The organism is Allorhizobium sp. DMC15 (genome assembly GCF_056314065.1).
The window spans coordinates 757,179-774,778 of sequence record NZ_JBQUZB010000001.1; the positions used below are offsets into that span (position 1 = coordinate 757,179).

A 17,600-nucleotide genomic window follows, 5' to 3' on the forward strand; every position below is an offset into this window, starting at 1 on the left:
GTTTCAGTACGACGGATGCCCTGGCGAATAGCAGCCAGCATTGCTCAAGCTGTTGAGAAGGCGTCACTTTTTTCTGTGAGAAACAGTCGATGATTTTGTGCGGAAAACCAACCTAAAATGGCCCGCCTGGAGAACCTGTATTCTCACATGATTTCAAAGGCTTAACAAAATCGCCTTTGATTTTCCTCTGTTTTCCTGCCGCGAGCGACCGTGGATGCCATCTTTGTGCCCTGGCTTTGGGGCGACGTCAACATGGCGGGAGAGCGGCAATTATTTCCGCTCGGGAGGGCTGAGCCCTCGGTGAGGCGGGCATGTTCGCGTGAGAGCTTTGCGCCTTCAATTTCGACGTCGAGGTAGAGCGCCTCGAGGAGCAAAAAAGGCGGACATTCCTCCAACGCATTGCCGACAATCGGATTAAACATTACGATATCACAAGCAGCCCCTTGCGTATGCACGTTCGCTTCAACTGGGCGCGGCGGATTGCAGCAGAACTCAGCCGATCAATCCTGACGGATCTCTCTAGATTTCTCACAGGAGCCAAGCAGTATCATTTACCTTCAACATCGCAGGTCACCCCGGTCATCCAAGGCATTTGAGCCGCGAGCGCTTTTACGTCCTGGCAGTATTCTGGCGAGCCTGCGAATTCCCGCTCTCCAACTCTTAGTTCGATGGCGATATTTGCAAGACTTACCGCGTGTGGATTATCCACCAGTTGTTCTAGTGTTGACGGTGTATGACAGAACTCTTCACCTTCAATCTCGTACCAATTACATTGCTCAGGTAAGCCGTTTTCTTCATGCTCTCCTATCATGTTCGTCATAACAGAGATTTTCTTCATCTCGATCGGAAACCCAAAATTAGGCTGTTGAGCTGCATGCGGCGGTTCCGCCGAAGAGGGCATGCGTTCCTCGCAGGCATAGTTGACAGCCTGTGGCGGCCGAGTTTCGTGCCAAGCCGCTTTACCGCTCTCGGAGCAGTCGTACTCGATCGAAGCGTCACATTGCTTCAAAAGAAGCAGAACCTGACTTCTGGCACCGCCCTCTTCCGTTTCGATTTCGTTGATGCCAAGTGTCGTGTCGCTTGTCTTTTTGAATTCGAACTGCCGCGTACCAAATGGGCACTGGATTTCTGCGGATGCGGAGTTGTCGTCACCTGAAACCGGTTTAGTTATGTGACATCCTGCCTGCGCCCAGATTAGTTCAATGTAACTGCGTGCGAACCTGTCCGCCTGCTCAGGAAAATCCATACAATCCCAAGAAAAGGCAGGTGACATATTTGAAGGCAAGTGCGCCTCAAGCTGCCACCCCGAAAGTGTCGAGGCGGTCGACTTTCGGTCCGGTAGGCCCTGCGCGGCAAGAGCTTGACTGCAAAGCACGCCCGAAATGCAAATTGCTTTTATCATCGAGAGAGATTTCAATGTTTTCGCCCATTTGTTGAGGGTTTCCGCGGACGGATTCCGGTGCCGAACCTTGCCTGTCGTTAGGCAATCACAGTCGCATGATATGCAAGACGTTCGATGACTCGACTTAGTCATTCGTCGAGAACACAATCGATATGAATGGGGAGATGAGGATCATTATCATGTAGCCCGCAAAAGTGGACGCCTCTTCAAAGATATTCATGATATCATCATCAGGTGAGAGGCCATGATAGGCGGGGTAGAGGATGTACGCAGTATAAGCAACGTTGGTCACCATCGAGACACATGTTAATGCAACGATCGAGATCATTCCAAGGGTGGCATCGCTCGCTCGCCGTCGCGACGTGTAAAATATTATCATTGAAAATGTTGGACCAAGATAGACAACTGTTGCGTAGAAGAAGCATATGGGAACCTGAGTTGGCAGCAAAACATGATCTCCAGGCATTATTTGCATCCTGTAGCCAAGTATTATAAGTATATTTATGATGTAAAAAGTAACCCACATTCCAAATACGGCTATACTTAGCCGTTCGTTCCAAATATTATTTCTGGCATCCATTTTTTACTAGCTCCCGTTCAAGCGCAGACTTCAGTTGATTGTGAAAATATCTTGAGGAGTAATGCCCAGTGAATGGTTCACGCCATTGGAAGCTTGTTCCGCGCTCCAGAACGGTGCGGGTGGAGAGCGTAATCAAATCGTCGCTTATTGTGATCTTGCTATCAAGAAAGCGGAAGTACAGTTTTACTTTTTCTGGAAGAGGTTCTGCGGCTTCCTTGTTATATTCTTCTAACTTCTTCTTTCCGAGCGCTGTGGCAGCCGTGCTCCACGCTGTTCCAGCGCCGATAGCCTGATAGCCGTCGGCTGGCGTGGGCTCCAGAGAAAGATCGATCTCCGTCAGAGCGCTTCCGAGAAGACTTCCGATGTTCTTTTGATTGAGGCGTGAAGGATCACAGACGTCTAACGGGGAAATTGCGCCCATCCCGCCAGCAGCCATGGCCTCTCCAGATACGAGAAGAATCTCTGATTTGTCGATCTCTATGTTGTTGGCGACCGCCGACGTTACAGATGTGAGCACAAATGCGGCGATAGCGAGGACGGCATTTGGTAAGAAGTTCATTGTCAAAAACGTCCCATTATTCTGCTTCCATTTTCTTGCTTTGCTCAATGCTGCGTCGACGCATTTCATCTTCGGGTACAAAAAATTGGTCGCCAAAAAAAACCCTCCAGGACTTTGTCTCATTGCTGCATATGACGCTGGTGGGATTCGGTGTCGCATAGTCAGGTGAGGAGTAGGTCTGCTCTTTCAGTTTTACCTTTGCCCGGTAGACGGCTTTTCTTACTTCTCTTTCCCGCTTTTTGGCCGATGGGTAACGGCACTCTCCCCGAGAGCTCTGGTCAGAGAACTCATACGCACTGTAGTTTTCAAAAAAAGATTCGAAATCAACGAAGCGCTGATGGTCAAGCTCGTCCGGCTCCATACGAAAAACAAAGTTCGCGAGGAAATCCGCAGCGTATTTGTCGGCAGCTAGCTCCCTAGCTTCAAAGTCTGCGCAATCCGCAAATTTCCTTTCGTTATGATGGAGCCGAATATGACCAATTTCGTGTGCTATTGCGAACATCAGCTTGCTCAGGAACTCGTTCGTGAACTCAGCGACCTTGGCGATCACCTCGTCCCTGTTTTTCAGTTCCTTTCCGAAAAGCAGGTAACCGACCGGGACAGGGGTATCCGGACCTGGCGCAGAAAGATTGTTTTCGGCAAGTATTTTTGAGTAGTCATGGGTGGCAACTTCTTCAAGATGTTTCTTGAAACCGTCGACCGAACCAAAGGCCGCCTTAATTGCTTCTTCCGATATCCGGTTAACAAATCCGTTTGTTATTATGATCCCGCGTTTGTCGGAAAGGATTGAAGACTCATCACTCGGCACGAAGGTCAGACGGATGTCCGCGTTGTCGGAGGCGTTTTCCAACGGGCTAAACAAGAACGATGCATCGTTGCCTACCCCGAGTGCGGTAGACACTGCGGCCTTTGTTGAAAAAATGGCGTAGCGATCGAAGAATGCGTCGGCTGTACGAAGATTGTTAATCGCGATCTGCTCAGAGAATACTCCTACGAGTGCGAACGCTACTGCGCTGTCGAACGGTGGCGAGACCGATGTGGGATCAACATTCACGCTGAGATAACTAACGCCCGGATTGAAATCGAGGCAAGATCCAATCGTGCCATACGAAGTGGACGGGAGTATGCCGCAGGCTGCAACAATTATGCAGCCGCGAAGCAGTCGCATCGGCTTCTTTGACCTCAGCACTTAACCCCTCTTAGACTAAGTCTACCTAGAAAGCTTTTTGCATATAATTGTAGATATCGCTAGCCGAGAGGCTCTAATTTTGTAGCCGACTCGTATTTCTGCAACAAGGCATATGCGAGACCATGTCACTGGTTTCGCGTTACTACAGCAGGGCTCCCGAAGCCTTGGGGTGCAACTTTGTCCAACTGGATACGGTTGAAGCATTAGCCGCCGCAAACTTTCGTTGGCGACCGTGATGCGGGCATCCTGTTGCCACGCGCTCCATAGCACACAGACGCTGCCTCACTGGGTCGAACGTCAACGAGCATGAGCCGGCGCTTCAGCATTCTTCAAAGCTAAAAGTCGACTGTCTGCTTGCTGCCCCATAGTGCACATCGCTTGCCGGTCCCCAGCCAATTCTCGCGAGACCCGTTTCGGAGCGATGGATGGAGTGAAGAAGAGCAGCCTGGATTGCTCAAGTTGTTGAAAAGGCGTCGCTTTTTCTGTGAGAAATAGTCGCTGATTTTCAGCGAAAAACCGGCCTAAAGTGGCGTGCCTGGAGAGCCTGGATTCTCACATAATTTCAAAGGCTTAACAAAATCGCCTTTGATTTCCCTGTGTTTTCCTGCCGCGAGCGACCGTGGATGCCATCTTTGTGCCCTGGCTTTGGGCTGACGTCAACATGGCGGGAGAGCGGCAATTATTTCCGCTTAAGAGCGTCAAGCCGGAGGTCAGGTGAGCATTTTCGCGGGTCCGCTGTGCGCCCTCTAATCCGCCATTCCGCCCTCCGATAGGTGGCCCCGAAAGCTGCCATTCGCGTCGGTCTGCACCGGCACACTCTGGAACAGCTTTCGCTTGACCACTTAACCTCTGGCACTCCGCATGCGGGCTCGATGGCGGACCAACCGTCGCCAATGCTGGTCTGTTAGAAAGATGGCGGACTGCCGACGGAGTTCGGCACGCGCTGGTTAGCAAAATTGAGACGCCAACAAAGGGAGATGGCGCGCAATCCAGACCTAAAAGCAAGGCAGCAGGCCAGCCCACTGCACCCTAAGGAGCCAACTCGTTGCGCTGCGGGGCAGGTCCAACACGAAGGGGTGACGGAAAACGCCGTTGGCGGTTGTAGGTAGGGGAAGGCTTTCCCCTAGGCACTGCGTTCTAGTCATGTTCACAGATGCGCTTGAATGGCCGCGATCCACTCCATGACCTCGTGCTTCGTATCCGCACCGTCCTGATAGCTGGCGCGCTGCCTTATTTCTTCGGCAGTCATGTGCCGCATGATGTGCGCACAGATGATGGTCTTACATGCCCCCGGATTTGTCTTACTGATCCGAACACCGTTATGGTCTTCGGGCTGGTAGTTGAAACCAGTCTGCCTTGCGTTCTGTCGAGCGGCGGTCAGGTGCATGGATAGCTCATCGGCCATCTTCACGAAATCAAGGTCGATTCCGGCAGGCAGGCTAAGGAGGTTGTTCGTAAGTCGTGTGAGTGCGTCAGGATGGAAGTAGTTGTCCATACTGCGTTTTCTTGTGAGGAATGCCGTCGTGTGCGGCCTTGCCTGCATGTCCTGTAGCCATGTAGTCTTCTCCGCCTTGATCGGAAGCGCCGCGCTCGTGCGATCCGAATCTTGAAGCATAACCTGCGGGACGTTCAACTTATCCAGATAGCGCCGCTCGACCCAGTCCTTCAGCGTGTTGTCTCCTCCGCCGATTGTCCAGAAGATGTAACGCTCGTCGATCTGAGCAATTTCCCCGGCAGCTACCAAGACCTGCATCATAGACCTGATTGCGTCGATGTCGGTCTTTCCCTCTACAAGGACCGCTACCTTAATGCCCTGTTTAGCAAGCGGATCAGGGAGAACACCGAGAGCGTCCGCGATTTCGGCGTACACTCCATCGCCCTGCGATCCACTGCGCACGCGAACAGCGCCGGTCGCCGGGTCACGATCAACGAAGCGGAGACTTTCTAGGGGGATAAGGGCGGCAAGCGCCGGAACGTGCGTCGTCAGCACAACCTGATCGCCCGCCGCGGCTAGGGCTTTCAAAGCGCCGATGATCTGCTCTTGGTTGTCAGGATGCTGCGATGTCTCAGCTCTTCGATCGCATAGACAACCCTTCTGCGCGGTGCGTTTCCGGCTTGTGCTTCGGTGCGTCGCTTTTCAGCTTCGGCCTGAAAGAAGCTCAAGAGCACAAGACGGCGGACGCCAGAGCCCCTCTTGTTAAGTGGAATGCCATCGTCAGCCTCGAGGTCGAGCTTGAAGATGTTCTTCCAAGAGGGCTTTTTGAATTTTGGCTCCAGTGTCGATGCAATTTCGGGATAGGTCTCTCGCAGCTTTTCAAGCGTCCGTTGGGCCATCTCCTGAGCCTTCCGATGGACTTCAGCAGTAATCTGATCGAGCTGGGGCTCAAGAGTTTCCAAAGCCTGCTCGATAGCGATCTTCATCGGATTCTGGACCTCAGCGTCCTGATCGCTGCTCTGCCGGTCCGATTGAAATAATGCGAATATAGGCATGTAGGCTTGTAAGGACGACCATATCGTTTTGCCGTTTTCCTCGTTCAGCGGAACGTCACGAAGCTGGAGGTTCAACCCACCGATGGATTGATAGATCGCCTGCCGCATCGAGGGGTTTTCGGCCTGGCTGCAATTGTTCTCAAGGCCCCGCTCACGAATGATCGTTCGGAGATCACGCTGGTTCTTTTGTAGAATGTCTGCGGCCTCGGGCGTTGTGGGGTGGACCGCTTGAGCGGAAATCACGGCCTTTGGCGTCTGATTTCCGCAATTGAAAACCTTGTGCACTTCGAGGTCGCCATCAGCGTTAAGCAGGTGTTCTGCTTGGAGGGTCGTCAACGCATTCGAGTCGAGAATGAGCTGATTGGGCAAATCATCAAAAACGACGCCGATGCGCACGTTTCGCGCATTTCCCCCTTTGCTCGCATCGGCTGGCTCAATTTTCGCTACACCGCCTTCAAAAAATATATCTAGTGCTTCGAGAATGGTCGATTTTCCAGCATCGTTGCGTCCAATGAAGCCGGTCAACTGCGCAAAGGGAATTGTGGTTCGCTCCTTATAGGACCTAAAATTATCAAGTATCAGAGCCTTAATTCTCACAACCACCTCCTTGTCGCGAAGTATTACTCGCGCTGTGCGTTCATTAGCGACGAAGCGTGGTTGAGGGTCAAGGGTAAAGAGGCCGCCTAGGCGGCGGCCGCTCGCGGCGGTGAAGGTGCCGTGCTGGTTTCTGTGCGCATGAACCGCTCGCGCTCGGGCATCTGGATGAAGTCATCCAAGAAGCGGTAGAAGGCGCGGTTGCCGCCTAATTTGCATTAGCGGCGGCGTAGATGGGATCGGACCTTGACCGTCGGCTTTCTCAGTTTCTCGACCAGAAGCGGATAGTCAGCCGTCGGCCCCGTTACGGAAATGATTTCCGACTTGCTTGCTGATTGCCGCTCCTGAGGACTTCAGCTACTCCCTGATGGCGGATGCAGTCTCACTGCCCGAAGATCGATGTGAGTATAGGGCTGACGACTTGACCAGAGTTCAACAACGCCCCCTGCTAGGGCTTCTTACTAACCCGTTCGCGCGCAGCGCACGCGCATTTGAGCTCTCTGGGCGGGCCCTTCTGGTCACTCTACGCGGCTCGACATTGACGGTTTCGCTTGGGGACCTGATCAAACCGCCATCGGTTGAAAGGGGGCTATTTGGATCCTCTTGCAAGTTCTCGGCGTCCGGTGGACGCGAATTCTTGTTGCGCGGCGTTCTGTATCCGGATGCCTACTCCTTCTCTGATGAGGTAAAGGTCGCTTGGATCGCCTTCAACCTTGAAGCACTTGAGCGCGATGCGGATCGATTAACCCACCTTCATGCTCAGATCGCAGATTTGGCAGAGCCGACCGCCTATCCCGCTGCCTGTCTCATTTCCCCTCTGCTGGCTGATGCAAGAGCTCTGGATGCCTCACTTCTGTCGAAGCTCAACTTAGAGGCCATCGGTCCGGAAGCGGCAGCCTGTGTAGCACGGGTTAGAACCTTTGCGGAAAAGCCGAAAGCCATACGTTCGGCTGCAATCGACTCCTTTGTCACCAGCGAACTGGAGCGCTGGGAAGAGTTCTTTGACACGATCGAAAGCAAACCACTGACCCCCGAACAGCGACTTTCGGTCGTTGTCGATGAAGACGCCACGCTGGTTCTCGCTGGGGCCGGCTCCGGCAAAACGAGCGTCATCACAGCCAAGGCAGCGTATCTGGTCAAATCCGGTATTCGCCGGCCGGAAGAGATCCTGTTGCTGGCATTTGCAAAAAACGCGGCAGCGGAAATGTCCGAACGCGTTGAAGCACGCTCTGGTGTCCCGATCGTAGCCCAGACATTTCATGCCATTGCCTATGACATCATTGGCAAGGTGGAAGGCACAAAGCCACCTCTGGCAGACCACGCCACCGATGACCTGGCATTCACCAACCTGATCAAGCAGATCCTCAAGGATCTCGTCCTGACCCTGACTGAGGTATCGAGAGCCATCATCCAGTGGTTCGCGCACTTCCTGGTCGAGCCCAAGACCGAATGGGATTTCAAGACGAAGCACGACTACTACAGCCACCTGGAGAAACAGGATCTTCGGACCCTCCAAGGGGAGAAGGTGAAGAGCTACGAAGAGCTGCAGATCGCCAACTGGCTCTACGAAAACGGCATCGCCTACGACTATGAACCAGACTACGAGCACAAGATCGAGGAAACCGGGCGCCGGGATTATTGTCCCGACTTTCGCTTGACCGAGAGTGGTGTTTACATCGAGCACTTTGGCGTTCGCCGTCAGATGCTGCCCGATGGCACCGAGCGCTTGGTCACAGCTCCGTTTGTGGCTCGAGAAGCATATTTGGCTGGCATGGAGTGGAAGCGGAAGGTTCACGCCGAGCATGAGACCACGCTGATTGAGACCTACAGCTATGAGCGGCAGGAAGGGCGCCTGCTTACCAGCTTAGCTGAAAAGCTGACGCCTTATGTCACCCTCAATCCACGGCAAGCCGACACCATCTTCGATCGTGTCGTCGAAATGGCGCAGGTCGATACGTTCTCGCAATTGCTGGCAACTTTCCTGCGCAAATTCAAGAGCGGCGGCTACACCGTGTCTGAGTGCGATGCAAAGGCCGAGCGGATGAAACTCGGCACTCGAGGAAAAGCCTTTCTCGCAGTCTTCGTGCCTGTATTTACCGAATATCAAAAGAGGCTCGGCGGACGGATTGACTTTGAGGACATGATCCTACGGGCGGCGCACTACGTTGAAACGGGCCGATATGTGAGCCCATACCGCCATATCCTTGTTGATGAATTTCAAGACATTTCTCAGAGTCGGGCGCGGCTGGTGAAGGCAATGAAGGCCCAGCATTCGGATGCACGGCTTTTCGCTGTCGGCGACGACTGGCAATCGATCTTCCGTTTCGCAGGTTCTGACATTCACCTCATGCGCCAGTTCGGCGCTGAGTTCGGCGGCAGCTTTGACGGCGAAACCGGAGTTCATCGAGCCGTTGATCTTGGGCGCACATTCCGTTCGGTAGATCAGATCGCCTATGCGGCCAGATCATTCGTGTTGAAGAACCCCGCCCAGATATCCAAACAAATCGTTCCTGCCGGCACAGCAACCGAGCCTGCGATTAAGATCCGGATGGTCGCGAAGAACGATGATCAGACCGTTCTGGTTGAAACGCTTCAGGCCTTGTCCAGTGGAACTGAGCCGGGGACGACAGCCACAGTTTTGTTGTTGGGGCGATACCGTTTTCTTGAGCCCGATATGCGAGATCTCCAGCGGCGTTTTCCGAGGTTGCGCATCACCTTCAAAACCATTCACGCCTCGAAGGGGCTCGAAGCTGATCACGTTGTTCTGCTAAATGCCGACAGCGGGCGGGCAGGCTTTCCCTCGGAGACGGTCGACGACCCACTGCTCAGCCTGGTTTCACCCGAGCTTGAGGCCTTCGAAAACGCAGAGGAGCGCCGCGTCATGTACGTGGCCATGACCCGCGCCAGGCACACGCTGACAATTCTCGCTTCGAAGTCGCGCCCATCATCCTTCGTTATCGAGTTGGTAAAGGAGCCTGGGTACGGGCTCGCAGCCTTCGCCGAAGAGGAGGTTGTCCATGAGTGTGGAGAATGCGGCGGGCGGTTGCTCGACGTCAAAGGCCAGGATGGACGGATCTGGTACCGTTGCGAGCATGTGGATCATTGCGGAAACATCCTCCCGGCTTGCCCGTCCTGCGGCGTTGGCCTGCCCCGTCATCTTGATGGGACGCCCGATCTCGCATGCCGGTGTGGCTGCACGGTTCCGACTTGCCCGGAGTGCGGGGATGGTTGGCTGGTCGAACGCTCCGGGCGATATGGTGCATTCCAAAGCTGTGTCCGCTTTCCCAGTTGCACCGGAAAGGCTCGCAGTGCGGCCGCTCCGGACAAGGCCAGAAGGCGAAGGCAGAGTCAGACCGGGCAGATACAAGGATAGCGCACAGATGAAGCGTAGCCATGCTGAGACATCACTCTGAAATGCTTGCAACTCCAGTTTGCCTGCTCCCCTAACGTGTGGCATGTTCACGCCAATGGGATAAGCATCTGGGTGGGGCATTGTCGGCAAACTTTGGTCATCTGCAGGAGATCAGCCCGGAGCTGCATCGCCTCGGCACGCTGGCCGAGCGCTTCTTTGCCGAGGATGCCAACACCTCGCTGATGAAGAGCCGCCAGTTCGGCGAGTACATGGTCAAGGAGATCGCCGCTCTTTCCGGGGTCTATGATTCCGCCGCGCGCGAGACCACAATCGATCTATTGCGCCGTCTGGCGACACAGCAAGTTTTGCCGCGCGAGGTGGCCGACATCTTCCATGCGGTTCGTAAGAGCGGCAACGATGCGACCCACGATCTGGCCGGCTCACCCGCCGAAGCGCTGGCGGCGCTCAAGTTCTGCCGCGCACTCGGCGTCTGGTACCGCCGAACCTATGGGCGTGATCCGGGGTTCAAGCCTGGTCCTTTTTTGCCGCCCCGACCCTCTGCGGATATTGACGAGTCGACCCAGGCGGAATTGGCAGTGCTGCGTGCCCAGGTCAGGGAAGCCGAGGAAAAGCTTGCCGCTGCCCATGCCTCGGCCGAAGACCTCGCAAAAGCCCGCGCTGCTGCCGAAGAGCTCGCCCGCCAGGCGTCAGCCGACAGTGCCGTCTGGGAGCAGACCGCCGTCGAGATGGAGGCCAATCAGGCCGCACTCGCCCGCAAGCTTGCTGAACTGCAGAAAGCGGCAGAAGCCCAGCCCGAGCAGTTGCAGATCGAGTTCAAGCAGGCGGGCCTGAAAGCGGCGAGCAGCCTGGAGCTAGATGAACGCCAGACCCGCCGGCTGATCGACGTGCAACTCGTCGATGCCGGATGGGAAGCCGACAGCGACCGCCTGGCCTATCAGAGGGGCACCCGACCGGAGGAAGGCCGCAACTTGGCCATCGCCGAATGGCCCTCCGAAGGTGGCCGGGCGGATTATGCCCTCTTCGTCGGCCTCACCTGCGTTGGTGTCATCGAGGCCAAGCGCGAAAGCGTCGATGTGCCCTCTACCTTGCAGCAGGCCGAGCGCTATGCCCGTACCTTCTTGCTCGACCCCGAAAACGCGCATCCGCACGGTCCCTGGAAACACGGCCTTGATGAGCCCTTCCGCGTCCCCTTCGTCTTTGCCACCAATGGCCGACCTTATGTCCGCCAGTGGGTGACAAAATCCGGAATTTGGTATCGGGATGTCAGGCGCGAGACCAATCACGCCGTCCCGATGACGAGCTGGTTCTCGCCAAAGGATCTCCTCGACAAGCTGACCACCGATGTCGATACCGCAGCCCAGGGTCTGGCCGAAGAAAGCTTCGGCAAGGGACGCATGCGCCCCTATCAGGAAGAGGCGATCGCTGCGATCGAGACTGCCGTGGTAGCTGGCCAGCGCGACATCCTCGTGTCCATGGCGACCGGCACGGGCAAGACACGCACGGCAATCGCGCTGATGTATCGCCTCCTGAAGCACAAGCGCTTCCGCCGCATTCTCTTCCTCGTCGATCGCAAGGCGCTCGGCCGGCAGACAAGCGATGCGCTTGAGACGACCGAGATCGAGGGCATGCTGAACTTCGCCCAGATCTACAATGTCGCCGGCCTGGAGCAGAAGCTGCCGGAGGATGAGGACCAGGTGCAGGTCGCCACCGTCCAGTCCCTGATCGCCCGCATCCTCAACGAGCCGGATCCGGCCAAGCGCCCCACGCCCGGCACCTTCGACTGCATCATCGTCGACGAGGCCCATCGGGGTTACACGCTGGATGCCGAGCTCCGCGAAAGCGATATCGGCTTCCGCAACATCGATGACTACCAGTCGGCCTATCGACAGATCCTCGACTACTTCGACGCCGTGAAGGTGGCGCTGACGGCCACACCCGCCCTTCACACCCGCGAAATCTTCGGCCACCCGGTCTTCCATTACGGCTATCGTCAGGCCGTGGTCGAAGGCTATCTCAACGACCACCTGCCGCCGAAGCGCATCACCACGGCGCTTTCGGAGGCCGGCATCCATTTTGAGGGTGGCGAGGAGGTCGAGATCATCGACCGCAAGACAGGCCAGATCGATCTCTTCGAGCTGCCCGACGAAGTCTCGCTCGATTACGACCTCGCCGACTTCAACAGGCGCGTCTATTCGGAATCCTTCAATCGCATCGTCTGTCGGGCGATTGCCACCGAAATCCCGCCCTCGAAGCCCGGGAAAACGCTGATCTTCGCCGCCCGTGATGCTCATGCCGATGACATCGTGCGCCTACTGGTCGAGGAACTGCAGGAGGAATACGGCAAGGAAAACGTGCCGCATGGCATGGTGACGAAGATCACCGGCACAGTCGACAAAGCCGATGACCTGATCCTGAAGTTCAAGAACGACCCCTATCCGAAATACGTCGTTACGGTCGATCTGCTCACCACAGGCGTCGATGTGCCATCCATCTGCAATCTCGTCTTCGTCCGCAGGGTCAAGAGCCGCATCCTCTATGACCAGATGATCGGCCGCGCCACGCGGCTCTGCCCCGATATCGGCAAGGAACATTTCCGCATCTTCGATGCCGTCGATCTCTATGCCGAGCTGCAGGAAATGAGCGACATGCGCCCGGTCGTGGTCAAACCGGATATCGCGCTCGGCCAGCTCGTCACGGATCTGCAAAATGCGGAAACGGAAGAGGACCAGAGTTGGGTGGCAGCCCAGGTCATCGTGCGCATGCGAAGCCTCATCAAGCGCATGGATGCCGAAACCCGCGAGAGTTTTGAGCGCCACACCGGCGAAAGCCCCGACATGGCGCTGCAGCGTCTCTCCACCCGGCCCGGTGCCGAGTTGCAGGAGTGGCTGGCCTCCCATCCCCGCGCCGTCGAACTGCTCGAACGCCGCCCGCTCTTCACGGATAAGAATTATGGCGTCGTCATCTCCACCCATGAGGACGAGCTGCTGCGCATCGAGGAAATCTTCGGCAAGAACACGACGCCCGAGGATTACATCACCGGCTTCGAACGCTTCGTGCGCGAGAACATGAACCAGGTCCCGGCGCTGATTGCCGTCACCCAGCGCCCGCGTGATCTCACCCGCAAGGAACTGTCCGAACTCGCCGGCCTGCTCGACGAGAAGAATTATTCCGAAGCCATGCTGCGCGCCGCTTATGGCCGCGCCCGCAATGCCGATATCGCCGCCCATATCATCGGCTTCGTCCGCCAGGCAGCTCTCGGCGATCCGCTGATCCCCTATGCCACCCGCGTCGACAACGCGATCGTCAAGATTGAAGCCTCCAGGCCCTGGACACAAAAGCAGAAGGAATGGCTGCGCCGCATCGGTCGCGCCTTGAAGGATAAGCCCGTGGCCGATCCGACCCTGCTCGACCAGGGCGCCTTTGCCGACAAGGGCGGCTTCAAGCGCATCGCGCAGGAGTTTGATGGCGAACTCGACGAGGTGCTGCATGCCTTCAACGAGGCGATCTGGGCGCCGCCCGCCGCGTGAGACTCAGGCCGTCGTTGACCATCGACGGCTGATGACTACAACCGCAATCACGATCCCGGATCAAATGAGAATCATGCCATGAATGCCAATGCCATCGTCCAGAAACTCTGGCGCCTCTGCACAGTCCTGCGCAAGGACGGCATCACCTATCAGCAATATGTCACCGAGCTGACCTATCTGCTGTTTTTGAAGATGATGGCCGAACGCAACCGCGAAACGGGCAGCCTGCCCAAGGGCATGCGCTGGGCGGATCTGGTTGCGGCGAACGGCTTGGCGAAACTCGAACATTACCGCAAGGTTCTCGTCACCCTCGGCGCCGCCAGCTCAAGGCTCGGCGAAGACGATGTTCTCCTCTCGCCCCCCGGCGAAGGCGCGAGCCCGGAAGAGCGCAGGCGTTATGCCGATGCCCGCCCCCTGCCGGAGATGGTGCAAAAGATCTTCGACAACGCCTCCACCTTCCTGCGCGAGCCGCAGAACCTGACGACGCTGGTCACCGCGATTGATGAGCTCGACTGGTTCTCCGAAGAGCGCGACCAGTTCGGCGATCTCTATGAAGGCCTGCTGCAGAAGAACGCGGAAGAAACCAAGCGCGGCGCCGGCCAATACTTCACCCCCCGCGTGCTGATCGAGCTTCTGGTCCGCCTCATGCAGCCAAAGCCCGGCGAAGTCATCCAGGACCCCGCCGCCGGCACGGGCGGCTTCCTGATTGCCGCCGATCGCTACATGAAGGCGCGCACCGACGACTATCTGGCACTCGGCGAGAAGGAACAGGAGTTCCAGAAGCGCCGCGCCATCCATGGCATGGAAAACGTGCCGGGCACGCTCCGCTTGCTGCTGATGAACCTTTATTTGCACGATATCGACGGCGATCATGTCGATCTCGGCGACACACTCTCCGACAAGGGCAAGGGTCTCGGCCGTGCCAATCTCATCCTCACCAACCCGCCCTTCGGCCCGGCGGGTGGCGCGCCAACCCGCGATGACCTCTCCGTCACAGCAAACGTCTCCTCCTATCAGCTTCCCTTTGTCGAACACTGCATCCGCGCGCTGCAGCCCGGCGGCCGCGCGGCGATCGTTGTGCCGGACAACGTGCTGTTCGAAGACGGGCGTGGACGCGAACTGCGCCGGATGATGATGGACTGGTGCGAGTTGCACACCATCCTACGCCTGCCGACCGGCATTTTTTATGCGCAAGGGGTGAAGACCAATGTCATCTTCCTGACGCGGGGCAAGACCGAGAGCGGCAACACCAAATCCGTCTGGATCTATGACCTGCGCGCCCAGATGCCGAAATTCGGCAAGACCACGCCGCTGACGGAGGCCCATTTCGAAGGCTTCGAACAGGCCTTCGGCAAGGACCCCTATGGCAAGGAGCGCGGCCCGGACGAAGGCGAAACCGGACGCTGGCGGATGTTCACCCGCGAGGCTATCGCCGCCCGTGGCGACAATCTCGATATTGCCTGGCTGCGCGAGGCGGAGGAAGAGGCAGAGGAAGGCCTTATCGAACCCGACGACATCGCCGCCGCCATCCTTGGCCATCTCCAGGCCGCGACGCTGGAGATCGAGGCGCTGATGGCGGAGCTCAGCGATGGCCTGCCGGAGGCGGCGGAATGAGCGAGCTGCCGAAGGGGTGGGTTGCAACCCGTCTTGAAGATATTGCGGATGTGATTTCTGGGCAGAGCCCCGAAGGAGCTCGTATCAACGAAGAGCGTTTTGGTCTTCCCTTCTATCAAGGAAAGGCTGAGTTTGGGGAAGATTTCCCCCAGCCTCGTAAATGGTGTGATTCCCCTGAAAAGATCGCGCGCACGGGGTCTATCTTGCTGTCGATTAGAGCGCCGGTTGGGCCCACTAACTTCGCGAAAGAGGAATGTGGAATTGGTCGAGGACTCGCGTCGATCAACGGACTTGGGGGGATAAGCAATCTGTTCGTCCGTCAAGTGCTCAAACATGTTGAGCCAGCGTTGAAAGCAAAAGCAACCGGAACCACTTTTGAAGCCATCACCTCAATCGTTTTGAGGCAACAAGAAATCCCTCTGCCCCCGTTGGCCGAGCAAAAGCGCATCGTAGCCAAGCTGGATGCGCTGAACGCGAAATCCAAACGCGCCCGCACCGACCTCGCCCGCATCGAAACCCTCGTTTCCCGCTATAAGCAGGCCGTGCTCGGTAGGGCGTTCAGCGGGGAGTTGACGCGGGAGTGGCGGCAACAAGCACCTTTGATCGTGGACACTACGGCTGCAATTAAGGCCAAGTCTAATACCGGGTCAGGCCGGGTGGCTAAGGTTGGAGCTGCAATCCAAGAGCAACGAGACCTGGTTTGGAAATGCCCGTCGAGTTGGCGCTGGGATCAGGTGGGCAACTGCACATTCGTAACCAAGCTCGCCGGTTTCGAATACACCAAGCACGTCGTCTATGACCCCGACGGCGACTTGCGTGTCATCAAGGCGGAGAATGCAGGTCCGGACGGCTTCCGGAAAACAGCATTTTCCCGGATTGATTCTAAATCGGTTTCGATGCTCAGTCGTTCCAAGCTCGTGGGCGGCGAACTTCTTGTCGTCTTCGTCGGCGCCGGAACCGGCAACGTTGCCGTCGTTCCAAATGAGGAAGAGTTTTTCCTCGGGCCAAACATAGCGATGGCTCGCCCTGATCCGGAGAAAGTTTGCAGCGAATACTTGGAGAACTTTTTTCGCAGCAACAGTGGGAAGGCATTGCTTCTGGCAGCAACTAAGGCGGTTGCACAGCCTTCCCTTTCAATGGGAGCTATACGTGCGACTCCGGTGGCGCTGCCACCCCTCGAAGAACAACACGAAATCGTCCGCCGCATCGAATCCGCCTTCGCCAAGATCGACCGGCTGGCGAAGGAGGCCAAGCGCGCGCTGGATCTGGTGGGCCGGCTGGACGAGGCGATCCTGGCCAAAGCCTTCCGCGGCGAACTGGTCCCTAAGGACGAAAATGACGAGCCCGCCGAACACCTGCTCGCACGTATCCGCGCCGAGCGCGAGGCGGCACCGAAGGGGAAACGTGGACGGGGAGCCAAGGCATGACGGTTTACGAGAGCACTCTGACCCCCGGCAATTTTACCCTGGAGGGTAAGAGGCCGCATATCTACATCACGCCTTTCTACCGAAAACTCCCGCCCGATGTCTTCGGCGGCACAAGCGTTCACACCCCGGCACCGCGCCGCGTTCGTCTGGAATTCGGCGCCTTGCGCACGGACACTTTCGTCCCCACGGACAAGAAGGGTCGGCCGCGCACCGTCTTCCAGGACCGGAACTTCGTCCGCGATTTCTTCGCTCGCACGGGAGCAAAGCCCGGCGACATTGTTCTCTTTGAGGAGGTCACGCCTTACCATTTCCTCTTGTCGCTGAAAACGGCGGCGGGGAAGGTGATAGTGGCATGAGACCCGTCGGTGAATGGGATGACAAACAACTCGCCAACCTGATCGGCAACTATCAAAGGCTTCAGCGGGTTGACGACCCCTATTACCTCGAAGCTTTGTCCGAAATGGCCCGCCGCAAGGGCGCCGGGCTGGATTTCGAGAAGACATTCAGCGCTGTTCTGAAGGCCGCGAAAGAGCGGCGATTCCTGTCCTACAAGCAGTTGGCGGACGAAAGCTGCGTTGAATGGTCCAGAGTGCGCTACGCCGCCAACCAGCATTTGGGCGACCTGATCGAATATGCGCATCGCAAGGGATGGCCGCTACTGAGCGCCATCATCGTCAACCAGCAGAACCTGGCGGACGGCCACATGGAGCCGTCCACCCTCAGGGGGTTCTGCGAGGCGGCGCGCTCCCTCGGATATGCTGTCGCTGATGAGAAAGCCTTTCTAAAGGATCAGCAGCAGCGGGTGTTCGAGTGGGCTGCATTACACGACACTGAGACGTGAGCGC

12 protein-coding genes are annotated in these 17,600 nt (G+C 56.9%); 6 read left to right on the forward strand and 6 right to left on the reverse strand.

The window, feature by feature from the left end; all coding sequences use genetic code 11:
- Positions 1-547: 547 nt before the first annotated feature.
- The 6 genes from ACT53S_RS03645 to ACT53S_RS03670 form a co-directional block, all read right to left on the reverse strand.
- On the reverse strand, positions 548-1,417 hold the full coding sequence (locus ACT53S_RS03645; RefSeq protein ID WP_476065943.1) for a hypothetical protein: 870 nt from the start codon (positions 1,415-1,417) through the stop codon (positions 548-550).
- Between the two features lie 109 nt (positions 1,418-1,526).
- Positions 1,527-1,982, reverse strand: a complete 456-nt coding sequence (locus ACT53S_RS03650; protein ID WP_476065944.1) for a hypothetical protein — start codon at positions 1,980-1,982, stop codon at positions 1,527-1,529.
- Entirely contained in the window at positions 1,966-2,541 is a 576-nt protein-coding gene (locus ACT53S_RS03655; RefSeq protein ID WP_476065945.1) for a hypothetical protein, read from the reverse strand. The genes ACT53S_RS03650 and ACT53S_RS03655 overlap by 17 nt, the downstream gene beginning before the upstream one ends.
- 16 nt (positions 2,542-2,557) lie before the next feature.
- Positions 2,558-3,709: an ImmA/IrrE family metallo-endopeptidase gene (locus ACT53S_RS03660; RefSeq protein ID WP_476065946.1), complete on the reverse strand. Its 1,152-nt coding sequence runs from the start codon at positions 3,707-3,709 to the stop codon at positions 2,558-2,560.
- A 1,168-nt stretch (positions 3,710-4,877) separates the two neighbouring features.
- Positions 4,878-5,753 (reverse strand): OLD family protein, encoded by an 876-nt coding sequence (locus tag ACT53S_RS03665; RefSeq protein WP_476065947.1) that lies wholly within the window; start codon positions 5,751-5,753, stop codon positions 4,878-4,880.
- On the reverse strand, positions 5,750-6,817 hold the full coding sequence (locus ACT53S_RS03670; protein WP_476065948.1) for an ATP-binding protein: 1,068 nt from the start codon (positions 6,815-6,817) through the stop codon (positions 5,750-5,752). Before ACT53S_RS03670 ends, ACT53S_RS03665 begins: the two co-directional genes overlap by 4 nt.
- A 418-nt stretch (positions 6,818-7,235) precedes the next feature.
- Here ACT53S_RS03670 and ACT53S_RS03675 point away from each other — a divergent pair, with 418 nt between their 5' ends.
- From ACT53S_RS03675 to ACT53S_RS03700, 6 genes are all read left to right on the forward strand, one after another.
- Positions 7,236-10,187 (forward strand): UvrD-helicase domain-containing protein, encoded by a 2,952-nt coding sequence (locus ACT53S_RS03675; RefSeq protein ID WP_476065949.1) that lies wholly within the window; start codon positions 7,236-7,238, stop codon positions 10,185-10,187.
- Between the two features lie 119 nt (positions 10,188-10,306).
- Positions 10,307-13,714 (forward strand): type I restriction-modification system endonuclease, encoded by a 3,408-nt coding sequence (gene hsdR / locus ACT53S_RS03680; protein ID WP_476065950.1) that lies wholly within the window; start codon positions 10,307-10,309, stop codon positions 13,712-13,714.
- Between the two features lie 78 nt (positions 13,715-13,792).
- The gene (locus ACT53S_RS03685; RefSeq protein ID WP_476065951.1) at positions 13,793-15,328 is read left to right on the forward strand and encodes an N-6 DNA methylase; all 1,536 of its coding nucleotides are present in this window, start codon (positions 13,793-13,795) and stop codon (positions 15,326-15,328) included.
- A complete protein-coding gene (locus ACT53S_RS03690; protein ID WP_476065952.1) occupies positions 15,325-16,755 on the forward strand; it encodes a restriction endonuclease subunit S in 1,431 nt (476 codons plus the stop codon). The genes ACT53S_RS03685 and ACT53S_RS03690 overlap by 4 nt, the downstream gene beginning before the upstream one ends.
- Positions 16,752-17,111: a hypothetical protein gene (locus ACT53S_RS03695; RefSeq protein WP_476065953.1), complete on the forward strand. Its 360-nt coding sequence runs from the start codon at positions 16,752-16,754 to the stop codon at positions 17,109-17,111. The genes ACT53S_RS03690 and ACT53S_RS03695 overlap by 4 nt, the downstream gene beginning before the upstream one ends.
- Positions 17,108-17,596 (forward strand): hypothetical protein, encoded by a 489-nt coding sequence (locus ACT53S_RS03700; protein ID WP_476065954.1) that lies wholly within the window; start codon positions 17,108-17,110, stop codon positions 17,594-17,596. Before ACT53S_RS03695 ends, ACT53S_RS03700 begins: the two co-directional genes overlap by 4 nt.
- The last annotated feature ends 4 nt before the right edge of the window (positions 17,597-17,600 follow it).